General features: G+C 66.9%; 24 protein-coding genes and 1 pseudogene. 10 read left to right on the forward strand and 15 right to left on the reverse strand.

What is annotated here, in order from left to right; translation table 11 throughout:
• A partial coding sequence (locus tag MFM001_RS18065; RefSeq protein WP_142760708.1) for a hypothetical protein occupies window positions 1–971 on the reverse strand: 971 nt, incomplete at its 3' end.
• A 341-nt stretch (window positions 972–1,312) separates the two neighbouring features.
• Here MFM001_RS18065 and MFM001_RS18070 point away from each other — a divergent pair.
• Both MFM001_RS18070 and MFM001_RS18075 read left to right on the forward strand, forming a co-directional pair.
• Entirely contained in the window at window positions 1,313–2,299 is a 987-nt protein-coding gene (locus tag MFM001_RS18070; RefSeq protein ID WP_116376658.1) for an esterase family protein, read from the forward strand.
• Between the two features lie 150 nt (window positions 2,300–2,449).
• Complete coding sequence (locus tag MFM001_RS18075; protein WP_116376659.1) at window positions 2,450–2,677, forward strand: DUF1918 domain-containing protein; 228 nt, start codon at window positions 2,450–2,452, stop codon at window positions 2,675–2,677.
• Here the strand turns inward: MFM001_RS18075 and MFM001_RS18080 are convergent.
• Entirely contained in the window at window positions 2,671–3,240 is a 570-nt protein-coding gene (locus MFM001_RS18080; RefSeq protein WP_116376660.1) for a hypothetical protein, read from the reverse strand. The genes MFM001_RS18075 and MFM001_RS18080 overlap by 7 nt on opposite strands.
• Before the next feature lie 19 nt (window positions 3,241–3,259).
• Window positions 3,260–3,649, reverse strand: a complete 390-nt coding sequence (locus MFM001_RS18085; RefSeq protein WP_192886989.1) for a hypothetical protein — start codon at window positions 3,647–3,649, stop codon at window positions 3,260–3,262.
• 233 nt (window positions 3,650–3,882) lie between these two features.
• Here MFM001_RS18085 and MFM001_RS18090 point away from each other — a divergent pair, with 233 nt between their 5' ends.
• The 3 genes and pseudogenes from MFM001_RS18090 (at window position 3,883) to MFM001_RS18100 (ending at window position 6,232) form a co-directional block, all read left to right on the forward strand.
• The gene (locus tag MFM001_RS18090; protein WP_116376662.1) at window positions 3,883–4,311 is read left to right on the forward strand and encodes a DUF6188 family protein; all 429 of its coding nucleotides are present in this window, start codon (window positions 3,883–3,885) and stop codon (window positions 4,309–4,311) included.
• An 82-nt stretch (window positions 4,312–4,393) separates the two neighbouring features.
• Window positions 4,394–4,919: pseudogene (locus tag MFM001_RS18095) on the forward strand (SRPBCC family protein).
• Entirely contained in the window at window positions 4,916–6,232 is a 1,317-nt protein-coding gene (locus MFM001_RS18100) for a cytochrome P450 (protein WP_116376664.1), read from the forward strand. The pseudogene MFM001_RS18095 and the gene MFM001_RS18100 overlap by 4 nt, the downstream one beginning before the upstream one ends.
• Window positions 6,233–6,235: 3 nt before the next feature.
• Here the strand turns inward: MFM001_RS18100 and MFM001_RS18105 are convergent, their stop codons facing one another.
• The gene (locus MFM001_RS18105) at window positions 6,236–7,999 is read right to left on the reverse strand and encodes a CocE/NonD family hydrolase (RefSeq protein ID WP_238159281.1); all 1,764 of its coding nucleotides are present in this window, start codon (window positions 7,997–7,999) and stop codon (window positions 6,236–6,238) included.
• 277 nt (window positions 8,000–8,276) lie between these two features.
• Here MFM001_RS18105 and MFM001_RS18110 point away from each other — a divergent pair, with 277 nt between their 5' ends.
• Complete coding sequence (locus MFM001_RS18110) at window positions 8,277–10,058, forward strand: amidohydrolase family protein (protein WP_192886984.1); 1,782 nt, start codon at window positions 8,277–8,279, stop codon at window positions 10,056–10,058.
• Window positions 10,048–10,491 (forward strand): nuclear transport factor 2 family protein, encoded by a 444-nt coding sequence (locus tag MFM001_RS18115; RefSeq protein ID WP_116376667.1) that lies wholly within the window; start codon window positions 10,048–10,050, stop codon window positions 10,489–10,491. The genes MFM001_RS18110 and MFM001_RS18115 overlap by 11 nt, the downstream gene beginning before the upstream one ends.
• 10 nt (window positions 10,492–10,501) lie before the next feature.
• Here MFM001_RS18115 and MFM001_RS18120 read toward each other — a convergent pair whose 3' ends face one another.
• From MFM001_RS18120 to bfr, 7 genes are read right to left on the reverse strand one after another with little or no spacing between them, the layout of a single operon-like run.
• Window positions 10,502–10,942: an SRPBCC family protein gene (locus MFM001_RS18120; RefSeq protein WP_116376668.1), complete on the reverse strand. Its 441-nt coding sequence runs from the start codon at window positions 10,940–10,942 to the stop codon at window positions 10,502–10,504.
• Entirely contained in the window at window positions 10,942–11,775 is an 834-nt protein-coding gene (locus tag MFM001_RS18125; RefSeq protein ID WP_116376669.1) for a lysophospholipid acyltransferase family protein, read from the reverse strand. The genes MFM001_RS18120 and MFM001_RS18125 overlap by 1 nt, the downstream gene beginning before the upstream one ends.
• Before the next feature lie 31 nt (window positions 11,776–11,806).
• Complete coding sequence (locus MFM001_RS18130; RefSeq protein WP_116376670.1) at window positions 11,807–12,910, reverse strand: amidohydrolase family protein; 1,104 nt, start codon at window positions 12,908–12,910, stop codon at window positions 11,807–11,809.
• The gene (locus MFM001_RS18135; protein ID WP_116376671.1) at window positions 12,903–14,255 is read right to left on the reverse strand and encodes a glutamine synthetase family protein; all 1,353 of its coding nucleotides are present in this window, start codon (window positions 14,253–14,255) and stop codon (window positions 12,903–12,905) included. The genes MFM001_RS18130 and MFM001_RS18135 overlap by 8 nt, the downstream gene beginning before the upstream one ends.
• 10 nt (window positions 14,256–14,265) lie before the next feature.
• Window positions 14,266–14,760, reverse strand: coding sequence for a carboxymuconolactone decarboxylase family protein (locus MFM001_RS18140; RefSeq protein WP_116376781.1), 495 nt, complete (start codon window positions 14,758–14,760; stop codon window positions 14,266–14,268).
• Window positions 14,735–16,822 (reverse strand): MDR family MFS transporter, encoded by a 2,088-nt coding sequence (locus MFM001_RS18145; protein ID WP_116376672.1) that lies wholly within the window; start codon window positions 16,820–16,822, stop codon window positions 14,735–14,737. The genes MFM001_RS18140 and MFM001_RS18145 overlap by 26 nt, the downstream gene beginning before the upstream one ends.
• A gap of 16 nt (window positions 16,823–16,838) precedes the next feature.
• The gene (gene bfr, locus MFM001_RS18150) at window positions 16,839–17,321 is read right to left on the reverse strand and encodes a bacterioferritin (RefSeq protein ID WP_116376673.1); all 483 of its coding nucleotides are present in this window, start codon (window positions 17,319–17,321) and stop codon (window positions 16,839–16,841) included.
• 314 nt (window positions 17,322–17,635) lie between these two features.
• Here bfr and MFM001_RS18155 point away from each other — a divergent pair, with 314 nt between their 5' ends.
• Window positions 17,636–17,818 carry a bacterioferritin-associated ferredoxin gene (locus MFM001_RS18155; protein WP_062541331.1) on the forward strand — a complete coding sequence of 61 codons (183 nt, stop codon included), beginning with the start codon at window positions 17,636–17,638 and terminating at the stop codon, window positions 17,816–17,818.
• Window positions 17,819–17,834: 16 nt separating this feature from the next.
• Here MFM001_RS18155 and MFM001_RS18160 read toward each other — a convergent pair whose 3' ends face one another.
• The 4 genes from MFM001_RS18160 to MFM001_RS18175 all read right to left on the reverse strand — a co-directional run bounded on the left by MFM001_RS18160 (window position 17,835) and on the right by MFM001_RS18175 (window position 21,001).
• A complete protein-coding gene (locus tag MFM001_RS18160) occupies window positions 17,835–18,593 on the reverse strand; it encodes an enoyl-CoA hydratase/isomerase family protein (RefSeq protein WP_116376674.1) in 759 nt (252 codons plus the stop codon).
• A gap of 99 nt (window positions 18,594–18,692) precedes the next feature.
• Window positions 18,693–19,388 carry an EthD domain-containing protein gene (locus MFM001_RS18165; protein WP_116376675.1) on the reverse strand — a complete coding sequence of 232 codons (696 nt, stop codon included), beginning with the start codon at window positions 19,386–19,388 and terminating at the stop codon, window positions 18,693–18,695.
• Window positions 19,388–20,017: a PaaI family thioesterase gene (locus MFM001_RS18170; protein WP_116376676.1), complete on the reverse strand. Its 630-nt coding sequence runs from the start codon at window positions 20,015–20,017 to the stop codon at window positions 19,388–19,390. Before MFM001_RS18170 ends, MFM001_RS18165 begins: the two co-directional genes overlap by 1 nt.
• Before the next feature lie 48 nt (window positions 20,018–20,065).
• Window positions 20,066–21,001 (reverse strand): hydrogen peroxide-inducible genes activator, encoded by a 936-nt coding sequence (locus MFM001_RS18175; RefSeq protein ID WP_116376677.1) that lies wholly within the window; start codon window positions 20,999–21,001, stop codon window positions 20,066–20,068.
• Between the two features lie 109 nt (window positions 21,002–21,110).
• On the opposite strand from MFM001_RS18175, the gene MFM001_RS18180 reads away from it, so the two are divergent.
• Both MFM001_RS18180 and MFM001_RS18185 read left to right on the forward strand, forming a co-directional pair.
• Window positions 21,111–21,698 (forward strand): peroxiredoxin, encoded by a 588-nt coding sequence (locus tag MFM001_RS18180; protein WP_116376678.1) that lies wholly within the window; start codon window positions 21,111–21,113, stop codon window positions 21,696–21,698.
• Window positions 21,698–22,237, forward strand: a complete 540-nt coding sequence (locus MFM001_RS18185) for an alkyl hydroperoxide reductase (RefSeq protein WP_116376679.1) — start codon at window positions 21,698–21,700, stop codon at window positions 22,235–22,237. Before MFM001_RS18180 ends, MFM001_RS18185 begins: the two co-directional genes overlap by 1 nt.
• Window positions 22,238–22,243 lie beyond the last annotated feature (6 nt).

Below are 22,243 nucleotides of genomic sequence, written 5' to 3' on the forward strand. Positions count from 1 at the left end.
TCCTGCGGCGGCTCGGGTTCCGGTGCCGCCTTGGGGGCGGGCGGCTCGACCTTGGCCGGCGGCGGAGCGGGCGCCTTGGCGACCGGCGCCGGCGTCGCCTTGTGGACCGCGTGCTTCACCGGTGCGGCCGGCTTGTCCGGAAGCAGTCGCGGGCCTACCGCCAATGACACCGAGGCCACCAGCGTCACTGCGCCGGCAACCAGCATGGTCAGCGCCCCGGCGTAGCCCCGCGGGCGCGACGGCTCGGGCCGTTCGATGCGTGCCTCAAAGGACTCGACCAGCGGCGCATCGGTGAAATCGGTGTTCTGCGCCGCTGCCAGGGCCGCGCCACGCGCCAGGGCCAGCGGCGTGCCGTTTTGGGTGAACACCGGCACCGGCAACGCCTTCTCGAGTTGCCACGAGAGCGCGTCGAGGTCGCGATCGGGGCCGACGACCACCACGCCGCCCGGTCGCCACGAGCTCCGGTCGAACATTGCGATCAGCCACTCGGTGAGCCGCTCGGCCCCGCCGTCCAGCTGTTTGACAGCGGTTTCGGCCCGGTCATCGGAGTCGTCGACCATCACCACAGTCGTCGAGTCGCCCTCGAGTAGGCACACCGCGGCCTTGTCGTAGCCGACGACGGGTGCGATGCCCCGAGCCAACAGCTCGGCAGCATCGACCAACCGGATCGGCACGACGTTGTGGAACCCCGCCCCGGTCAGCGACTCCATCAGCAGCGCGGCCTCGGCCGCCGCGTCGTCGGTCCATGTCACGCCGACAGCGTGAAGGCGCTGATCGCGCCGTGCCGCCGCCTCTTGGGCATCCAGTACTGCCGCGGTCGCTTGCTCGGAGGTATCGGCTGCACGCGTCCCGCCGCCGGTGCGCACCTCGAAGTCGTCGTGATCCACGATCGTGCCGTCGGCGTGGCGGCCTTCGACAAGCACCCAGCCGCCGGCCGCCGGCGTGAGCGACAGCCCTAGTACCGTATCCAAATTCGCACCTCAATCGTGCCCCTACCTGCGACGTTGCCGTCTGAATAGCGGTGGTTCGCAGCGCCCGAACGGGACCGGGGCAATGTGGTCATCGTCGGCGTACCCGGGGTGAGCCTACGCGGGCATCGCGGCCTCTGCTGAACGGGTGTCGACCAATCCGGGGTGGTTCGCGGGCGGCAAAAGTAGCCACGGCCGGCGGCACGCGTCCAATAGCAAGGGCGCGAAGCAGGTGGTAGCTGCGGATACAGAACCGCGACATGTTTGCGCTGTGATCGACATATGGACTACCACACGGTAAGTTCTGCCCAGGGTGCGCGACGGCATACGACAAGGGGCACGGTATGACAGACGTGAGCAAGAAGGTGCGGGGCTGGGCGCGGCGGCTGACGATCGCCGCGATCGCAGCGGCTGCACTACCCGGCCTGGTTGGCCTTGTGGGTGGAGCTGCGACCGCGGGAGCGTTCTCCCGGCCCGGTCTGCCGGTGGACTACCTGCAGGTGCCGTCTGCTGCGATGGGCCGCAACATCAAGGTCCAGTTCCAAAGCGGCGGACCCAATTCCCCGGCCGTTTATCTGCTCGACGGTTTGCGTGCCCAGGACGACTACAACGGCTGGGACATCAACACCCCGGCCTTCGAGTGGTACTACCAGTCCGGTTTGTCGATCGTGATGCCCGTCGGTGGGCAGTCCAGCTTCTACACGGACTGGTACAACCCGGCGTGCGGCAAGTCCGGCTGCCAGACCTACAAATGGGAAACGTTCCTGACCAGCGAACTGCCCGGATATCTGGCCTCCAACCAGAATGTCAAGTCGACCGGCAGCGCCGCGGTCGGTATCTCGATGGCTGGCGCATCGGCGATGAACCTGGCGATCTACCACCCCGGCCAGTTCATCTACGCCGGTTCGCTGTCCGGCTACCTCAGCCCGTCCACCGGGCAGGGCTGGATCGGCATGGCGATGAATGACGCCGGCGGCTACAAAAAGGAAGACATGTGGGGGCCGGACAGCGACCCGGCATGGGTGCGCAATGACCCCACGGTCAACGTCGGTCAACTCGTCGCCAACAACACCCGGCTCTGGGTTTACTGCGGCAACGGCACCCCGAACGAACTGGGCGGCGCCAACCTCCCGGCCACGTTCCTCGAGAGCAATTTCATGATCGGCGGCAACAAGAAGTTCGAAGAGGCGTACAACGCGGCCGGTGGCCACAACGCCGTCTTCAACTTCCCGCCCTACGGCACCCACAGCTGGGAGTACTGGGGCGCCCAGCTGCAGGCCATGAAGCCCGATCTGCAAAGCAGCCTGGGCGCCGGTGGAGGTGCCGGCTAACCCGACTGACGACTAAGAAAACTGCGCTCGACGATGATCCGTCGAGCGCAGTTTTTGTTGGCCCACTCCCCTTTTCCGAACACCACCAATGCGCGCACAATCGGAATACGCCACACAGATAGCTCGACCAAAGAAGGAAGGTTCTGTGCGATGAAGGCCAAAGTTGGCGATTGGCTGGTCATCAAGGGGACGACAGTTGCACAGCCAGACCATCGTGGCTTGATCACCGAGGTGCGCTCGGCCGACGGGTCGCCGCCCTACGTGGTGCAGTGGGCCAGCGACCATGTGGCGACGGTGTTTCCTGGCCCCGACGCCCTCGTCGTCTCATCTCAGGAGATGGACGCCGCCGACACCCGGGCCGCGCACCGGGTTCACTGAACCCGGTCGGTCACGTCCACCCAGGCCGTCGTGTCGCGGCGGTGGTCGTTCATGTTCCGGCACTGACCGTAAAGACGAGCGACTCCGAGGTTGGGATAGTCGTCGTCGCGGTACAGAATCGCGGTGACGCCGTTCTTGTTCAGCGTTTTACCGAACAGATGCCGGTTGGGGGGCTGCCCTTCCGTCCAGCCGTGCGCCACCAGGGCCGCCCCGATGTCCTGGAAGTAAATGTCGGGGCGGGCGTCGGCCGGCACGGTGAAGTTCAGATAGACCGCACCCTGATACGGCGGGCTGTCGCGGTCCTTGCACGACATCAACAGGTAACCCGCGGTCGCTTTCTGTAAGTGCGCGACGTCGACGAGATGCCTTGCCTTATCAACGACTTCGTTCTCGCTTTGCTCGTCGGAGACGGTTTGGGCGGGCCGGTCGAGGTCGGCGGGCGACGAATGCAGCCTGCCCACCGCCAGGAATGCTCCGCCCAGCACCAGCGAAATCGACAACGCGGCGGCGAGCAACGCTCGGGCAGCCGGCGAGCGAAGCCAGCCTGGTTGGACTGCGGCCACGCACCAGGCTAACTCCCGGCTAGCCGCCGAGCGCTGCGATGAGCTCCTTGATCTTGGCCGCCTCGTCGTCGGTGGGCTGCTCGTCGGCTTCGAGTGCGTCGAGAAGGTCTGCCGTCAGCCCGGCGCCGTTGGCGGTCTCTTGCGCGGACAACTTGGCCCGGCGGCGAGTCACATACAACTGCTGGCCCAACGTCGCCCCGGGTCCTTCCGCGACCCGTTCCATCAACTCGTCGTACTGAGTCCGAACCCCACTGAGCGCCACGATGACCGACGGCGTCGACCGGCCTCGCGACGCCGCTTCGGTGAGCGCCGTCTGCAGCTTGCGCAGACCGGACAGGATCACCCCCGCGCGGCCGGAGAACTCGGGATCGCCGGAGTCCGGCAGGGCCTCGATCGACGCGGTGAACATCTGCATTGCCGCCTCGACCAAGCTGACAATGACCGGTGCCTCACCGTCATCCAGCGCGCCGTCGCCTTTGAATCGATTCATGTTGTCGTCAGGCCTCACTGATCTCCGTGTCGATGGTGATCACTCCATGTTGAACGTGGTGGAGGACGTCGAAACGCTAGCGCGTCTCGAGCGTCGATACAAGGGTCGCCGCGGCTCTTGTGCAGGTGCCTTATAGCGGCCAGAGTGAATATATGACGGACCAGAAATTGATCGAGCACTGGATTCAGGGCTGTGCGGTGCAGCGGATCATGTTCCGCGATGGTCTCGTGCTGAATCTCGAGGATTACAACGAACTCGTCATCTCCGCGCCGCTGCGGCTGACTTTGCCGGCCACGCCCACCGCGCCCAGCGAAGTCGTTTCGATCGACCCGAATGACCCGGCTGAGCAGGAGCGGGCGCTGTTCGATTTCTCCGGCGCGGAGTGCACCGAGGTCTTGTGGGATGACGCAGGGGATTTGCACCTGGAGTTTTCCGACGGCCACCAGATCGACGTGCCGCCCGACGAGAACGTGACCGCATGGGAGCTCTACGGCAAGTACCACGGGTATGCCGCTTGCCTGGCCCGCGGGAAAGTGCGCGTAGTGCGCCACGACATGCCGGAAAATTTCGGCGACGAGTAGCTCGGCGGATTTACGACGGCGGTCCATAGCGGACTGCCGGAAGTCATTTCGCTACGTAAACGTAGGATTTGTTTGCTTTTGTTTGTGTCGACGTTTTGTCGCCGCGCAATGGGTCGCCGATCGGCGCAAGACATGCTTGGATCAGCCCCATGCAAGGGTCGGCGACGGTTCATATGGCAGCACCAGCGGAGAAGATCTGGAATCTGATTGCGGATGTTCGCAATACCGGGCGGTTCTCCCCCGAGACGTTCGAAGCGGAGTGGCTCGACGGCGCCAGCGGTCCCGCGCCCGGTGCGCGATTCCGCGGTCACGTCCGGCGCAACGAGATCGGGCCGGTGTACTGGACTACCTGCCGCGTCACTGCCTGTGACCCCGGACGGGAATTCGGCTTCGAGGTGCTCGTCGGAGACCGCCCGGTGAACACCTGGCACTACCGGCTGTCGCCCAGCGGGGACGGCACCGACGTGACCGAGTCGTTCCGGCTCGCCTCGTCGCCGCTGACCACCCTGTACTACTGGGTGTTCGGCGGCTGGTTGCGCCAGCGCCGCAACATCCGGGACATGACGAAGACACTGCAGCGCGTCAAGGAAGTGGCCGAGAGCGAGTGAAAGACAGGGTGCACTGGTTCGCACTGCACGGGTTCGTCCGCGGACTCGCCTCCCTGGCTGCCCGGCGAGGTGATCTGCAGTCCCGGCTGATCGCCGATCCGAGCGTCAAGGCGAATCCGGTGCCGTTCTACGAGGAGATCCGGCGCCGCGGCCCGCTGGTGCGAACCCGCATCGGACACCTGACCGCGGATCATGCTGTCGCACATGAACTTCTGCGATCGGACGACTTCCGGGTGCTCTCGATCGGATCGAACTTGCCGGCGCCGCTGCGCTGGCTGGAGCGTCGCGCCCGCGACGATCTGCTGCACCCGCTGCGGCCACCGTCGCTGCTGGCCGTTGAGCCGCCGGAGCACACCCGCTACCGCAAGACCGTGTCGTCGGTGTTCACCCCGAGGGCGGTGGCCGCATTGCGGGACCGCGTCGAGCACACCGCGCTGACCCTGTTGGATCAGCTTGCCCGCGAGCCGGGTGTCGTCGACATCGTCGACCGGTATTGCTCCCAGCTGCCCGTCGCGATCATCAGCGACATCCTGGGTGTGCCCGACCACGACCGGGGCCACATCCTGGAGTTCGGCGAGTTAGCCGCGCCCAGTTTGGATTTCGGGCTCTCCTGGCAGCAATACCGGCAGGTGCAGGCGGGCATCGCCGGTTTCAACCGCTGGCTGGCCGAGCATCTGCGCCAGCTGCGGCGCGCACCCGGTGACGATCTGATGAGCCAACTGATCCAGACGACCGAAAGTGGTTCTGCCGAAACGTATCTCGATGAGCGCGAACTTCAGGCGACCGCCGGGTTGGTGTTGGCCGCCGGCTTCGAAACCACAGTGAACCTGCTGGGCAACGGAATTCGTCTGCTGCTCGATGCGCCCGGCCATCTGCAGACGCTGCACCAGCGTCCGCAGCTGTGGCCCAACGCGGTCGAGGAGATCCTGCGGCTGGAGTCGCCGGTTCAGCTCACCGCACGGGTGGCGCTCAAGGACACCGAAGTCGCCGGAACGCCCGTTTTGCGCGGCGCGCTGGTGGTGATCTATCTCGGCGCCGCCAACCGCGACCCGGCCGTATTCGACGAGCCGAACCGGTTCGACATCGAACGGGCCAATGCCAACCGACATCTCGCGTTTTCCGGTGGCCGCCACTTCTGCCTGGGCGCGGCGCTGGCCCGGGCCGAAGGCGAGGTCGGGTTGCGGACCTTCTTCGAACGCTTCCCCGAGGTGCGGTCCGCAGGCGCGGGCAGTCGACGCGACACTCGCGTTCTGCGGGGCTGGTCGTCGCTGCCGGTGGCGCTGGGCCCGGCGCGAGCGATGGCCGCCCGCTAGCTATTACGCGAGGCTGTCCGGATCGGCCAGCGGAATCACAATGTGCGACGGGGTGGCCCCACCCTGATGGACCTGATAGCGGCCACCCGCCAACGCCCGCCGCGACGGCTTGGTGGGCACCAGGTTCGGGAAGTCGTAGGTGGTCAGGGTGAGACACAGGCGGTGGTCGGGAGCGATCAACGCGGCGGTCGGGAAGATCTCGACGTCGTAGCGGGTCACCTCGCCGGGTACCACGGGTTCGACGGCGTCACGGGTGGACAGGTGATGCGGCCGCAGTACGGTCCCGTCGTCCAGATACCAGGTGCGATCGGGGTCCAACGCGCGATGCGAGCCGAGCAGCGCGCCCTGCGTCAGCGGGCGGCTGGCCCCGTCGGGCGCGACGTCGTCGAGGTAGGCCACCCACAGGGTCTCGGTCGTGTCGGCCGTCGCGTGCAGGGTCAGCGCGATCGGCCCGGCCACCAGCGTGGGCGAGGTGAACGGCTCGGTGGTGTAGGTCAGCGCGCCGCGCTGTAGGCGCCGGCTGTCCAGGTCGTAGCGGATCCGCCCGCCGCGCTGGGCGGCGAAGAAGCTGTTGAGGCCCAGGGTCCACTGCTCCAGGCTGCGGCCCGCCAGCGGGCCCCGCGCCTTGTAGTTGAGTGTCACCGCGCATTCGTCGTCGACGGGTTCGCGGGTCAGCCGGCTTTCCGGAGACAGGTAGAAGCGGGTGGGCGTCGCCTCGGCAACCGGATATTCGCGAGCATGACACCACTGCGAGCTGCCGATCGCTTGGAAGGTCAACGGGGATCCGGTCAACGCCGCGTCCGGATCGTCCTTCAGCCAGTGGTCGAACCAGCGCAACTGCAGCGAATTCAGGTGCAGGCCACCGAAATTCGACACGTGATACCACGGCCCCATCATCAGCCGGAATTTCTCGGACACCCGCTGGCCCGGTTCCATCGGCGAGCGCTCGGGCCGGCCGGCGAAAGCATTCTGCAGCGTGGCGTAGTTGAGCGGCGCCCCGCGCTGGAAGGCGTCGTTCCACCCGCCGACCAGGAACACCGCCACACCGTTGGCGGCGATATCCCCGATGACCGCACCCGGGCGCATCGCGTCCCAGAACGGCCCGTCGTACGCCACCTCGCCGCCCTTCATGGCGTCCGCGACCAACGGCCCGAAGTAGCGGCGCTGGTCGCGCCCGCGCTGCCGCACCGCGGCGAGGCCGCCGGCCCGCGGCCGCGGATGACCACCGGGGGTGAGCACCTCCAGCGTCGGGTTGACGACGTTGAGCAGCGTGTAGACCGCCCCGTACGCCCGGATGGTGCGCAAGTGCGGCACCCCGCCCATCGCCGCCGCGTCGCGGTAGAAGTCGTTGGCGGCCATCACCGGGAAAATCGCCTTGAGCGGCGAGTCCGGCCCGACGGCGGCGGCGGTGAACAGCTGGTTGATCGCCAGGTAGGAGATACCGAACATGCCGACCCGGCCGTTCGAGTTGGGCAGCGTCGACGCCCAGTCGACCAGCTCGACCCCGTCCCGGGTCTGCCGGTCGCCGAACATCTCGAACGAGCCGCCGGACGCGCCGGTGCCGCGGACGTCGACCATCGCCTCGATGTAGCCGCGCTTGATCAGATACGGCGTGGCGCCGCCGCCGATCTGCGCGGCCGGCGGCGGGGCCTTCTTGCCGTACGGCGTCACGGACAGCAGCACGGGAAACGGCCCGGTTGCGGGCTGCCCGCTGTCCGGGTCGGTCGGGTAATGGATGTCGGCGCGCAGCACGACGCCGTCGCTCATCGGGATTTCGACGTTGTGCCGCACGCCGTGTCCATAGACAGCGGGCCCCGGTGTCCACGGCGAGAACGGCGACGGACTTTCCTTGCGCGCGCGTACGGTTGCGGCCCGGCCGGCCACCGCCGTCGCGCCGAGGGCCGCCAGCGCCAACCCTGCCCGCCGCGCCAACCGCAGCCCCCTCGTCTTGGGCATCGCTTTCCTCCCGCATCGTCGGCTTCCCAGACTCTAGAGCGTGCCCGCTAATGGACACGTGTCCAGCGGCGTGGTTATAGTGCCGCCTGTGACTTTCGACACGATCATCCGCAACGGCCGCTGGTTCGACGGAACCGGTGGGCCGTCGGCGATCCGCAACATCGGCATCCGCGACGGCCGCATCAGCGCGGTCACGCCGCACGACCTCGACGCCGCGGGCTGCCCGCAGGTGATCGACGCGACCGGCAAGTGGGTGCTGCCCGGTCTGCTCGACATCCACACCCACTACGACGTCGAGGTGCTCGACGGGCCTGCGCTGTCGGAATCGCTGCGCCACGGGGTGACGACGGTGTTCGTCGGCTCGTGCTCACTGTCGACGATCCACGTCGACGGGGTGACCGCGGGCGATCTGTTCGGCCGGGTCGAGGCCATTCCGCGCGATCATGTCATCGCCGCGGTGGACAAGCACAAAACCTGGCGCAACTGCGACGAGTACGTCGCCGCGTTGGAGGCGTTGCCGCTGGGCCCCAATGTGGCCGCATTCATCGGGCACTCCGACATCCGCGCTGCCACAATGGGTCTCGACCGCGCCACCCGTAAATCCGTACGGCCCACCACGGCTGAACAAGCCGAGATGGAGCAGATGCTAGCCGATGCGCTGGCTGCCGGGTTTGTCGGAATGTCGTCGCAGCAACTGCTTTTCGACAAGCTGGACGGCGACACCTGCCGGTCGCGGACTCTGCCGTCGACGTACGCCAAGCCGCGGGAGCTGCGCCGCCTGAAGTCGTTGCTGCGCCGCAGCGGCCGGGTTTTCCAGTCCGGACCCGACATCACGAACCCGCTCAACCTTGGGTCGCAGGTGGCTCAGTCGCTGGGCGTGTTCCGCAAGCCCCTGAAGACCAGTCTGCTCTCCGCCGCCGACGTCAAGGCCAACCCGTTCGCGATCCACGCCTTGGGCCCGCTGGCCCGCCTGGTGAACCGGTTCGGCGCCGACTTCCGTTGGCAGCATCTGCCGGTGCCGTTCGAGGTGTACGCCGACGGCATCGACCTGGTGGTCTTCGAGGAATTCGGTGCCGGCGCAGCGGCTTTGCATCTGCGCGACGAGCTGGAGCGCAACGCGTTGATGCGCGACTCGGATTACCGGCGCCGCTTCCGCAAGGACTACGAAAGCAAGTTCGCCATGCGGGTGTGGCAGCGCGACTTCTTCGACGCCGAGATCGTCGCCTGCCCGGACCCGTCGGTGATCGGGAAGTCGTTCGGCCAAGTCGGTCTCGACCGCGGCGGGCTGCATCCGGTCGACGCGTTTCTGGACCTGGTGCTCGAACACGGCACCGCATTGCGCTGGCGGACCACGATCTCCAACCACCGGCCGCACGTGCTCAAGAAGCTGGCCCGCGATTCCGGTGTGCAGATGGGTTTTTCGGACGCTGGCGCGCACCTGCGCAACATGGCGTTCTACAACTCCGGGTTGCGGCTGCTGCGTCACGTCCACGACGCCGAGAAGGCCGGCCGGCCGTTCATGACGATCGAGCATGCGGTGCACCGGCTCACGGGCGAGCTGGCCGACTGGTTTGCGCTCGATGCCGGGCACTTGCGCGAGGGCGATCGGGCCGACCTGGTTGTGCTCGATCCCGCGCGGCTGGACTCCGCGTTGGACGAGTACGCCGAAGCGAAAATCGAGCAGTTCGACGGGATGTCGCGGATGGTCAATCGCAACGACGACACGGTGAACGCCGTCTTCGTCGGCGGGCAGGCGGTATTCCTGGACGGCGCCCCCACTGCGGTGCTCGGCAAGCAGCGCACCGGCAGCTTCCTGCGCGCCAAGACCGCGGCTGCCCCGACGAAAGGTGAGTTGGCCCATGCCAGTTGACGACGCCGTACTCGGACTCTGGCGGGCGCTGTCTCAGCGGGACTGGGATGCGGTCAAGACGTTTCTTTCGCCGGACTGCATCTACGTCGACATGCCGGTGGGGCCGACACTGGCCGCTCGCGGCCCCGACGACATCGTCAAACGCCTCAAGGTCGGTCTGGAGCCGTTGGCTGGTTATGAAAACCACGACGGTCTGCTGCTGTCCAACGGCGCCGACGCGATGTACGAGCACTCCGAGACGTGGAAGTGGGCGAGCGGCGAAACGGCACTGCTCAAGTTCGTCAGCGTGCACCGCGTCGAAAACGGCAAAGTGACGCTGTGGAAAGACTATTGGGACATGGGCTCGATGGTCAGCCAGGCGCCCGCCAGCTGGATGGAAGACCTGGCCGGCACCGACACGTCGTGGATTTACGACGCGACGGGGTTGATCTAGCGGGCGGCCGTCAGCGCTTGGCCTCGACGAGCTCCTTGAGGCGCTTGAGGGTCTGCGCGGCGTTGCGGCCCACCTGTCGCACCGCGACGCGATCGGCGATGTAGCCGAGAAGCCCGCCGGGCGCCTGATAGGACAGCCGGAAGATCACCTTCGTCTGGCCCTGCCCCGCATCGCGCAGCCGGAACCGGCCGCGCAGGGTGACCCCGGTGATTCCCACCCAGGCCAGGTCGCGGGCTTCGTCGAACTCGACCACCTCAACCAGGCCGCCGACCGGCACCGAGCCGATCTTCCAGTGCACGGTATAGCGGGCCCCTACCCCGGGCGGTTGCTCGTTGGCCGTCTCCCAGCGCTCCAGGCTGGTCATGAACAACGGGTAGCAGTCGGGGTCGCTGACCACCTTCCACACCGCGTCGCGTTCGGCGTCGATCACGCAGCGGCGTTCGACGCGCATCAGCCGATCACCGGGAATCGACGTTCGGCGGCGAGGCGATCCACGCCGGCTTGCAGGCTTGCCATCACCTTGTCGTGCACGGCCTGGTCGTCGCCGTCGACGTCGATGGGCTCCTGCACCTCGACCGCGATCTTGGCCGGCAGCGGAATGTGCCCGGCGAGGTCGCTGATGTTCAGGCCCCACGGCAACGCCAGCGAGATCGGAATGCTCTTGAGCCGCAGCAACTTATCCGTCATCAGCAGTCGGGCCAGCCACTGCCCGCGGGACAGGAACAAGGCGGTCTCCTGGCCGCCGACACTGGCGACCGGCACGATCGGCACACCGGTCTCGCGCGCCAGCCGCACGTATCCCATCCGCCCGCCGAAGTCGACGGTGTGCCGTTCCCACGACGGCCGGAACACTTCGTAGTCGCCGCCGGGATAGACCAGCAACGCTGCCCCGGATTCCAGTGCCAGCCGGGCGTTTTCGGGGTTTGCGGCGACGGTGCCGAACTTACGCAGCCAACCCAGCGGCGGCGCCGACACGACCAGGTTGTGGGCCAACTGGTAGAAGGGCCGCTCGACGCCGAAGTACGAGCAGAACGCCAGCGTGAACACGAACGTGTCGGGCGGCACGTTGCCGCCGCTGTGGTTGCCGACCATCAGCACCGGGCCCTCGGCCGGGATGCGGTCCAGGCCGCGCACGTCGGCCCGGAAGTACAGCGATGCCAGCAGCCAGGTACCGGGCAGTTGGTCTCGGATGTAGTCGGGATCGCGCTGGTCGAGGTCGGCCTTGGGCACCCGCGACGCCACCTGCGTGCGGACCCACTCCTTCAGATCCCCGAGTCCGGCCATAACCGCCGTTTATACCCAGCGCCGCCCGTCGTCAAACGCCGTAGAGGCGTGCCGCGTTGGCGTGCCCGATCAGGTCGACCACCCGGATGGCGTCGGGCTCCCTCCAGTCGCCGTCGGCCACGAATCGACTCAGTACCTTCCCAATGCCTTTGCGCCACAACGTGGCACCGAGAAAGTGCAGCTCCGCCGGACCGAACCCGTCCGACGAGTAGACGATCTTGCGGAACGGCGCCAACTCCAGCAGCCGGGCGATGAACGCCGGAGCCCGGGCACCCAGGTAGTTGATGGAGAGGCCGCCGTCGAGGTAGACGTTGTTGAACGCCTGGGCCAGGTAGCCGGCTTCGCGCTCGTAGGGGTAGCAGTGCAGCAGCACGATCGGCGTGTCCCCTGAGCGGCGCAGGAAGTCGAGCAGATACAGCGGGTTGGCTCGGTGCAGATCGCAGTCCCGGTCGCCGAAACCGACGTGGAACTGCAGCGGCTTGCCCAGCCGCAGCGCCTGGTGCAGCCCGAAGCGGAGCAGCACCCGGTCGCGCAGCCGGGTCCCGCCGCCGTCGCGCCACCGGGCCGCGGCCTCGTTGACCTCCGCGGCCGACGGCTCGGTCAGGTCGCCGTCGAATCCACCGCGATAGGCCAGGATCGATTTGGTGCCGACGGCGGTGGCCACGCGCCGGTGCAGGATCTCCTCGAACGCCGAGGCGTAATCGCCAGGCGCCTGCGCGGCCTGCTCGGCCACCTGCTCCAGGCGAACCACCTCGTGTGCGCGGGCTCCGGACAGCTCGGCGAGGTGCGGGACGTCGGCGACGCCCTCGGCGTACCCGGTGTCCACCAGCCAGTCGGTCACTCCCGCCGCGCGTAAGAAAATGCGAGCCAACTCGAGCTCGCTGAACTGACAGCGGCGCTCCCAATAGTCGTCGGCTCCAGCATGTTTCGCCAAACCCAGCAACGGGGCGCAGTGAGCGCGCACGGCAAACCCGAGTTGCGAGTCGAATCCGGAGTCGAAGTCGGCCAGCGGTTCGGTGTTGGCCTCGTTCAGGCCGTTCTCGAACCGCTGCCTGTCCCCTGCCGCCAGCCAGCAGCCGTGCACATGCTGATCGATCAGCGGCACGTCCGCGACGTGGTGCGCCAGCTCAGACACTCCAGGCCATCCGGAACTTGTCCGCCAACTCCTCGGGTTGCAGGTCCGCGTAACGCTCGTGTTCGAGACGGCGGACGGCGACAATCACGTCGACCGCGGCATCGCCCAGAATGGCGCGCATTCGAGACGAATTATCCAGCGCGGCAATGGCTTCCGATTGCGCCTGCGGCAGCTGGACGATGCTACCGCGGGTGCGCTCGGCATCGGACATTGTGGCCGGGTCCACGGTGGTTTCCCCTGGCAAAGTTGCTTTGTGCGTGATGCCGTCCAGTGCCAATCCGAGGATCGCCGCCGATGCGAAATACGGGTTGGCCGACGGGTCGACGACCTTCACCTCGACGTTGCCGCCGTAGGGGTTGGCCGGCCCGCTGGCGACGAAACGCAGTGCCGCCTCCCGGTTCTCGGCGCCCCAGCACGCGTAGGCACCGGCCCAGTTGCCGGGCCGGGTCCGCAGACCGGACACGATCGACCCGCACAGAACTCCCTGCGCTTCCGGCAGCCCGTCGAGCACGCCGGCCAGCGCGCTCTCCCCCGTCGTCGTCATGCCGTGCGCACCGCTGCCGTCGGAGAACAGCGGCCCTTCGGCTGTTGTCAACGAAAAATGCTGGTGTGCACCGGATCCCACGCCGTCGACGAACGGCGCCGGCGACAGGCTGACCCGCAGCCCGTAACGCCGCGCCGCCCGGCCAACCAAAAGGCGGGTGAGCACCAGCTGATCGGCGGCCGCCACCGGCGGTTGCGGCGTCAACGAGATCTCGAATTGGTTGATGCCGTATTCGGGATGGAACTGTTCGATTCCGACACCTGCCGCGGTCGCGGTGGCCGACACGTCACGAACGAACTCCTCGTACTCGAGGATTCCGGCCAGGCCGTACTGCGCCCACAGCGTCGACGGCAGCCGGCTGCCGTCCGGATTGACCAGCATGAACTCGATTTCGTGGCCGACGACCGCGTTGATGCCTTGTTCGGCCAGCGCTGCCTCGACCCGCTGCAGTGTCCCCCGGCTACACGCGGGCACCGGCGTGCCGTCCTGCTCGAAGAATCCCGCCGGCGCCCACGCCAGCCCGTCGCCGATGATGCGCAGCGCCGACGGATCGATCCGGACGCGTTGATCACCGACCACGCCGATGTTGTCGGTGAACGCAATGCCGGTCTGGTCGATGGTGAAGGCATGCCAGACCAGGCTGGCGCCCATGCCCGGGACGGCAAATGTGTTGGTGCGCCGTATCGGCACCGCTTTGGCAAGTACGAGACCGGCCGGGTTGACGACGGTGCCGATCACCGCGTCCACCCCTTCGGCCTCCAGCTGCGCGATGGCGGCGGCGGCAAGCGGGGTGGTGCTCACGGGCGGTGAATCAGGCTCGGCTGGGCAGGGTGAGCTTGCAGCTCTGCCCGATGTCCAGGGTTCGCAGCACGCGTCCCATTCCGACCCACAGTGCACACGACAACGCCAGGTCGGCGAGCAGCTCGTCGGAAAAGTGTTCGCTGCAGCGCTTCCAGAAGTCCTCGTCGTCGCGCAGCACGGTGTGCTCGGTGGCGAACCGGTGCGCGAATTCGGCGGCCAGCCGCTCCTGTTCGCTGTACCCCGGCCAGGTGCGCCACTCCGACGCGTGTGCGTAAAGCTCTTCGTCCACTCCGGCCGCGGGTCCGTCGCCGTCGCGGGTGTTGAGGCAGACCTCGCATTCGTTGTCGTGCGCGATCACTGTCCGTGCGAGTTCACGGGTGCGCATCGGCAGCCGGTTGCGGTTGTACACGGCGTCGCTGAACGCGCCGATGGCGCTGCCCAGTTCGGGTGATTTCAGAATCCAGCCGGCCAGGTCGTCGTCAGGGAATGGTCCGATTCGGCTCATGGCGGGATGGTACGCCACCGGTGAGTTGCCGGTGGCCCTCATGCCAATCACGTTGGGCCACAACCCGGTGTGCGATCCGATCGAGGGCCGCTTCGACCTGTGCGCGGTCCGGGCGGCCCTCGAAGCCGGGAACCCGCGCAAGTTTGTCGATGACCCAGTCTCGAATCAGTCTCGACACGAACTCGACCTGCTGGACACCGGACGGCGTGAGCCACAGCCGGTCGATGTCTCGTGCGGCGTAGCCGGCGCGTACCACGCCGTCGAAGACGGGCTCCAGGACTTCGTAAGGAACTCCCACGTCGTCGCCGATGTCGGTCAGCCGCGCCGCGCCGAATATCCGGGCATACCGGTGGATTCGCAAGACCGCCCACAGGCCGGCGACATCGAGTCGGCAATCGGGCCGCATGGCGATGCTGCGCAGCCGCATACCGGGAGTGCCAGCCAGCATGCGTCCGATCGCGGACTCCAGCAGTTCGTCCGACGTCTGGGCGGTCGGCATCGCGAATCCGTCACCCATGTCGGCGGCCCTGTTGCCGATGTCGCGCAACGGCACCTCCCGAAGGAACAGGGCCAACACGAACCCGACCGCGGCGACCGGCGCCGCCCACAGGAACACCTTGGACAGCGAATCGGCGTAGGCGGTGACGATCGGGGCCGCGACGTCATGCGGCAGGCGGCGCAAAAGCTCGGGTGAACTCGCCGCCGCGGGCGGTGTTCGGCTGGCCGCCAGTGCGGGGCCCAGCCGGCTGTGCAGGAAGTTCATGAACAGCGACCCAAAGATCGCGGCGCCGAACGAGCTGCCGATCGTGCGGAAGAAGGTCACGCCCGACGTGGCGACACCCAGGTCGTCAAAGCTCGACGTGTTCTGCACGATCAGGACCAGCACCTGCATACACAGCCCGATGCCGGCGCCCAGGATGACCAGGTAGAGCGACTGCAGCAGCGTCGACGTCGACGGCCCCATCCGGGACAGCAGCACGAACGCAAGCGCCATCACCGCGGTTCCGGCGATCGGGAAGACCTTGTAGCGGCCCGTCCGCCCGACCAGGACACCGCTGCTCATCGACGTGGTCAACATGCCGACCACCATCGGCAGCGTGCGAAGACCGGACGTCGTCGCCGACACGCCGTCCACGAACTGCATGTAGGTCGGCAAGAACGTCAGAGCGCCCAGCATCGCGAATCCGACCACGAACGAGAGCACGCAGCACACGGTGAACACCGGGCTGGCGAAGAGTCGCAGCGGCAGAATCGGTGCGGCCGACCGGCTTTCCACCCAGACGAAGATGCCCAGCGCGACGGCGGAGCCCACGAACAGGCCGATGATCGTGGACGATCCCCAGGGATAGGTGGTGCCGCCCCAACTCGTGGCCAGCGTCAGGCCGGCGGCGCCGAGCCCGACGAAAACGATTCCGGCATAGTCGATCACGGGCCTGGCGCGGTCGGCCAGCGACGGGATCGTCGCCGCGGCGACGAAGAACACCACCACCGACACCGGGACGTTGACCCAAAACGCCCACCGCCAGGTCAGGTCGTCGGTGAAATAGCCGCCCAGCAGCGGACCGACCACCGTGGTGACACCGAACACCGCGCCCAGCGCGCCCTGGTAGCGGCCGCGTTCGCGCAGCGGAATCACTTCCCCGATCAGCGCCGTCGCGGTCACCGTCAGCCCGCCGCCGCCGATGCCCTGCAGCGCGCGGGCCAGCACCAGCATGATCATCGAGTGCGACAGCCCGCACAGAATCGAGCCGGCGAGAAAGAACACCACGGCGCCCTGGAACACCGTCTTGCGGCCGAACAGGTCCCCGAGCTTGCCGACGAGCGCGGTGACGATCGTGGAGGCCAGCAGATAGCTGGTGACCACCCACGACTGGTGTCCGGCCCCGCCGAGGTCGGCGACGATCGTCGGCAGCGCGGTTGCCACGATCGTTTGGTCCAGGGCAGCGAGCAGCATGCCGAGCACGATCGCCAGAAAGATGAGGTTGCGCCGCTGCGGGCTGATCAGCGTGCCACTGGGCACCGCGTCTGCGCCGACAGGTGCCGATGCAGACGGTGCCGTCATACCAGCCTTTCTTACCTCATGTCGTCGGCGGTCGGGCCACGCACTGTGCGCTGTAGAGCGCCTCGCCGAGCTTATCCATCAGCTCGAGTTGCGTTTGGAGGTAGTCGATGTGGTCTTCCTCGTCGGCCACGATCTTTTCGAAGATGGTGGCGCTGGTGCTGTCCTGTTTCTCGCGGCACAAGACGATTGCCGGCCTGAGGCGGTTGACGACCTCGAGTTCGAGCGCCAGGTCGCTTTCGAATTGTTCGCGCAGTGTCTGTCCGACACGCAGTGACCCGATGCGCTGATAGTTGGGCAGACCGTCGAGCAGCAGAATGCGGTCGGTCACCATTTCCGCGTGTCGCATCTCGTCGAACGACTCCGCGCGGGTGTGCGACGCCAGTTCGGTAAAGCCCCAATTCTCTTGCATTTTGGAGTGCAAAAAGTATTGGTTGATCGCGGTGAGTTCACTGGTCAATTGCTCATTGAGCAGCCGCAAAACATCCGGGTCACCTTGCATTGTCACTCCTCATACAGCGTGCCGTGCGTACCGACGGCTAACGCTACAACACGTCAAAACCCTTGTCACCCAAGGTAATACTCAGTTCGGTCAGCTTTCCCTAAGTAAAGCAAGGCTACGTTGAACGTGCCCAAAGCGCGTTGGCGATTATTCACCGAAATTGCCTGGCGACCGCTCGGTACAAGTCCGTCGGCGGGAGGCCCGGTCCGCCAGCCACTCGGCCGACTCGCCGATCGGGGACTTAGGTTAGACTTCGCTAACCGACTTAGGTTAGACTCCACTAACATGAGGCCCGTTCACCTCGGAGTGTGCTGATGTACGTCTGCCTTTGCGTCGGCGCCACCAACCACACCGTGTCTGAGTGTGTGGCCCGCGGTGCGTCGACGTCCAAGGAAGTGGCCGCGGCCTGCGGCGCCGGTGCCGACTGCGGGCGGTGCAGGCACAATCTGCGGGCGATCATCGCGGCGGCCCGACAGCTCGAAACCAGCGCCTCCTAGTCCCCACGCGACCTCACTAGCTCCCGCGCCGGCCGGTGAAGTCGGCCAGCGCCGTAGCGTTGGCCTGCGAACCCATCAGCTCGGCGAAGTGAGCGTTTTCCCGGGCGCTCGCAGCGGCGATCTCGGGACGCAGCGGTTCGACCATGGTGTGCTTGACCGCCATCAGGCTCGAAATCGGCCGTGAAGCAAGGATTTCGGCGTGCCGGCGGGCCTCGGTGAGCAGATCGCTCGGCTCGCACACCTTCCAGACCAGGCCCATCCGCAGGGCTTCGTCGGCGTCTACCCACTCCGAGGACATCAGCAGCCAGGCTGCGTTCTGCCGGCCCACCAGCTGCGGCAACAGGTACGACGACGCCGCTTCCGGCGCGACGCCCAGGCTGGTGAACGGGCATTTCAGCCGCGCCGTCGACGACATGAACGCCAGGTCGGCGTAGCCGAGGACCGTGGCGCCGATTCCTATCCCCACACCATTGACGGCGCAGATCAGCGGCTTGGGGAATCGGCTCAGGGCGTCGATCAGCCCGGGGAAGCCGTGCTTTCCGGGGACGAAGTTGGGGTCGGTGATGCGCGCCTGCATTTCGCCGAGGTCAGTGCCTGCGCTGAAGGCGCGCCCGGCGCCGGTCAACAGGACGACGGCGACGTCCGGGTCCTCGGCGGCGGCCAACAGCGCGTCGGCGGTGGCGTCGTAGAGCGCCTCGTTGAACGCATTGAGTGCCTCCGGCCGGTTCAGCGTCAGGGTGCGCACGTTGTTGGCGTCGTCGATCTGCAATGTCACGGCTGGGCTCCTACCTGTCATCGTGTACCGCCAAACAGAAACCAGGGTTGTGATGTTGCGGAGATCGCAGCCATACCTTCTGTTTCGCGGTCAATCCGGTCAAGCAAACGGTGTCTTGAGGACGTAGCGGCTGGTCGGGACGGTGTCGATGTTCTCGTTGGCGCCGAACGCCGACGTGCTGGCCACCATCCGGCTCACCCGGTCCTCCAGGTCGGTGTCGTCGGCGGCTCCGAAGAAGGCCTTCAAGTCGGTGATCGCCTCGGCCGGGAACAGCTCTTCGACGATGCCCGCGATGGGCGGCGCGTCGGGGGTCAGCGCGCGCACCACCCAGTTCTGGGTGTAGCCGAACGTCGCCTGGGTCTCGATCGCGACCGGCGTGTGGTCGCGCTGCCAGCGGGCCAGCCAACTGTCCTGGTCCAGGCTCGCGGGCCGACGCAGCAGCGCGATATTGGCCAAACCCGTTGTGCGGCTTCCAAGTTCGAGTGGCGCCGGTAGCGGGACGGATTCGGTGACCAGATATGCGGCGAGCTGGTCGCACTCGGCGTCCAACAGCGTGAGTGCGGCGGCGATCTGCTCGCCGTAGCACTGCTGCGTCCACAGGCTCACCACCGCGACCACCGGCGGGTCGAGCGTCGTGAGCGTCATCAGCGAGTCGCGCACTACGCCGTCGCGGACATTGACGGCCAGGCCGGGAACATCGAGCGCCAGTACCGCGTCGGCGACCGGGCCGCGCTGGCGGGCGCACCAGTCGTCGTCGCACGTGGCGGCCCGCATCAAAGCGATGACCTTCTCCATTACTGCTGCTCCCGGGCCCACCGGGGCGTGATGAACACCCCCTGCGCTTCGACGGTGACGCCCTCGTCGTCGGCGAGGTGGCCCGTCGCAAACGTCTTCACGCCGTCGACGCGGGTGGTCGTCGCTTCGGCATGCAGGCGGCCCAACCGGGTGGCCCGCACGTAGCGCAGGGTGATGGTTCCGGTGAACCGCGGATTCACGCCGTCGCTGGCCGCTTCGCCCAGCACATGGTCGAGCACCAGGGCGGCGACTCCCCCGTGTACGTGACCGGGCGGACCCTCGTACGCGGCGCCCAGATCGAAGTCGCACCACACTTTGCCCGACGGGTCGTGCTGGATTGCCAAAGGCGGCGCGACGGGGTTGCGCACCCCGATCACGACGTTGCCCCACGCCATCCGCTCACCGGTGGACAGGTAGCGCACCCCGTATGTGCCGTCGAGCTGCTTTTGGCGCAAACGTGCTGTCGCCGAATCGATTTCGGCCTTGGCCGCAGCGACGGCTTCTGCGTCGACTTCGGTCCGGACGGTGGCGTCGATCAGCTCGCGCACCGACTGCGCAAGCGGCTCGTAGATTGCCCGCAGCCGCTCGACCTCGGCGGCGCTCAGGTTCTCCAGGGTGAAGTCCAGCATGACCAACTAGAACATGTTCTCATTGCGGGCTCGCGATCGGGTCCACCGCTACCGGACCAGGCGTACGTGCTGGTCGGCGCTGACCAACTCGCCGATGGTTGCGGCCAGCTGCCGGTAGGGGGCTTCACGGCCGCTCGACGAGCGGAACACCAGCCCGATGCGTCGGCCCGGGCGTGGCGTGGCGAACTTCGCCAGCCCCAGCCGGCTGCGGGCGGCTTCGACCGAGACCGCGCTCTGCGGGATCAGCGTCACTCCCAATCCGCCGGTCACGCATTGCACCGCGGTGGCCAGCGAGGCGGCCCGGGTGTTGGCGAGGTCGGCGCGCACACCGGCCTTGCGGCAGACGTCGAGGGCCTGGTCGCGCAGGCAGTGACCCTCGTCGAGCAGCAGCAACGGCAGGTGAGCCAGCGCCGTCGGCGGCACCCGCTGCTTGCCTGACAGTGGATGTCCGGGCGGCAGCGCCAGCACGAAGTCCTCGTCGTAAATCGGGATCTCGGTCACCCCGGCGGTTTCGGACGGCAGCGCGATCAGCGCGGCATCCACCGAACCTTCCCGCAATGCCGCCAGGAGCCGTTCGGTCTGGTCCTCGATCACCCGCAGCGTCAGCCCCGGCAGCCGGTCGGCCAATCCCGCCAGCACCGTCGGCAGCACGTAGGGCGCCACCGTCGGGATGAGTCCCAGCCGCATGGTCCCCTGCAACGGGTCGGAGGCGCCGGCCGCCGCTGCGGCGAATTCCTCGACCGCCTCGATCGCCGTCTGGGCGTACGGCAGCAGCTGCCGCCCCTCGGGTGTCAAGAAGACACGCCGGGTCGAGCGCTCGACGAGATGAACGCCAAGCCCGGTCTCCAGCGCCGAGAGAGCCTGCGACAACGTCGACTGGCTGACGCCGAGAGTTGTTGCGGCACTGCTGAAATGTTGTTTCTCGGCTACCGCGACGAACGCTCGGAGGCCGGCGATCGTCGGTTGATAACTCTTATCGGTCATGCCTATTAGTATAGTGGGAAATATCACCTTTAATTCTAGGTCGATTTTAGGCACGATGGGTTTTGAGACAGAAGTCCCACTTAGACCCGATCGTGACCAAAGGAGTGACATGGCACTGCTGACCATCGGTGACCAGTTCCCGGCCTACCAGCTGACCGCCCTGATCGGCGGTGACCTCTCGAAGGTCGACGCCAAGCAGCCGGGCGACTACTTCACCACCATCACCAGCGACGACTACGAGGGCAAGTGGCGGGTGATCTTCTTCTGGCCGAAGGACTTCACGTTCGTGTGCCCGACCGAGATTGCCGCGTTCGGCAAGCTGAACGACGAGTTCGAGGACCGCGACACCAAGGTGCTCGGCGTCTCGGTGGACAGCGAATTCGTGCACTTCCAATGGCGCGCCCAGCATGAGGACCTCAAGAAGCTGCCGTTCCCGATGCTCTCGGACATCAAGCGCGAGCTCGTCGAGGCCACCGGCGCGCTCAACTCCGAGGGCGTCGCCGACCGGGTGACCTTCATCGTCGACCCGAACAACGAAATCCAGTTCGTCTCGGTGACCGCCGGTTCGGTGGGCCGCAACGTCGACGAGGTGCTGCGGGTGCTCGACGCGCTGCAGTCCGACGAGCTGTGCGCCTGCAACTGGCGCAAGGGCGACCCGACGATCGACGCGGGCGAAGAGCTGAGGAAGTCGGCCTGATGAGTATCGACACCCTTAAAGAGGCTCTGCCCGAGTACGCCAAGGATCTCAAGCTCAACCTGGGGTCGATCAGCCGCAGCACGGCGCTGAGCGAGGAGCAGCTATGGGGCACGCTGCTCGCCAGCGCCGCGGCCACCCGAAATGACCGGGTGCTCAGCGAGATTGGTGCCGAAGCCGCGGATTATCTGTCGGCGGAGGCATACCAGGCCGCGCTGGGTGCCGCGTCGATCATGGGCATGAACAACGTGTTCTACCGTGGCCGCGGCTTCCTCGACGGCCAATACGACGACCTTCGGCCGGGGTTGCGGATGAACATCATCGGCAACCCCGGTGTGGACAAAGCCAATTTCGAGCTGTGGTCGTTTGCGGTGTCCTCGATCAACGGGTGTTCGCACTGCGTGGTTGCCCACGAGCACACGCTGCGCGAAGCCGGCGTCGACCGGGAGGCGATCTTCGAAGCGCTGAAGGCCGCCGCGATTGTGGCCGGCGTGGCGCAGGCGATCACCACGGCACAGACACTGGCCAGCGTCGCGACGTAGCCCGGC

This window comes from Mycobacterium sp. MFM001 (assembly GCF_003402475.1).
In the GTDB taxonomy this organism is placed as follows: domain Bacteria; phylum Actinomycetota; class Actinomycetes; order Mycobacteriales; family Mycobacteriaceae; genus Mycobacterium.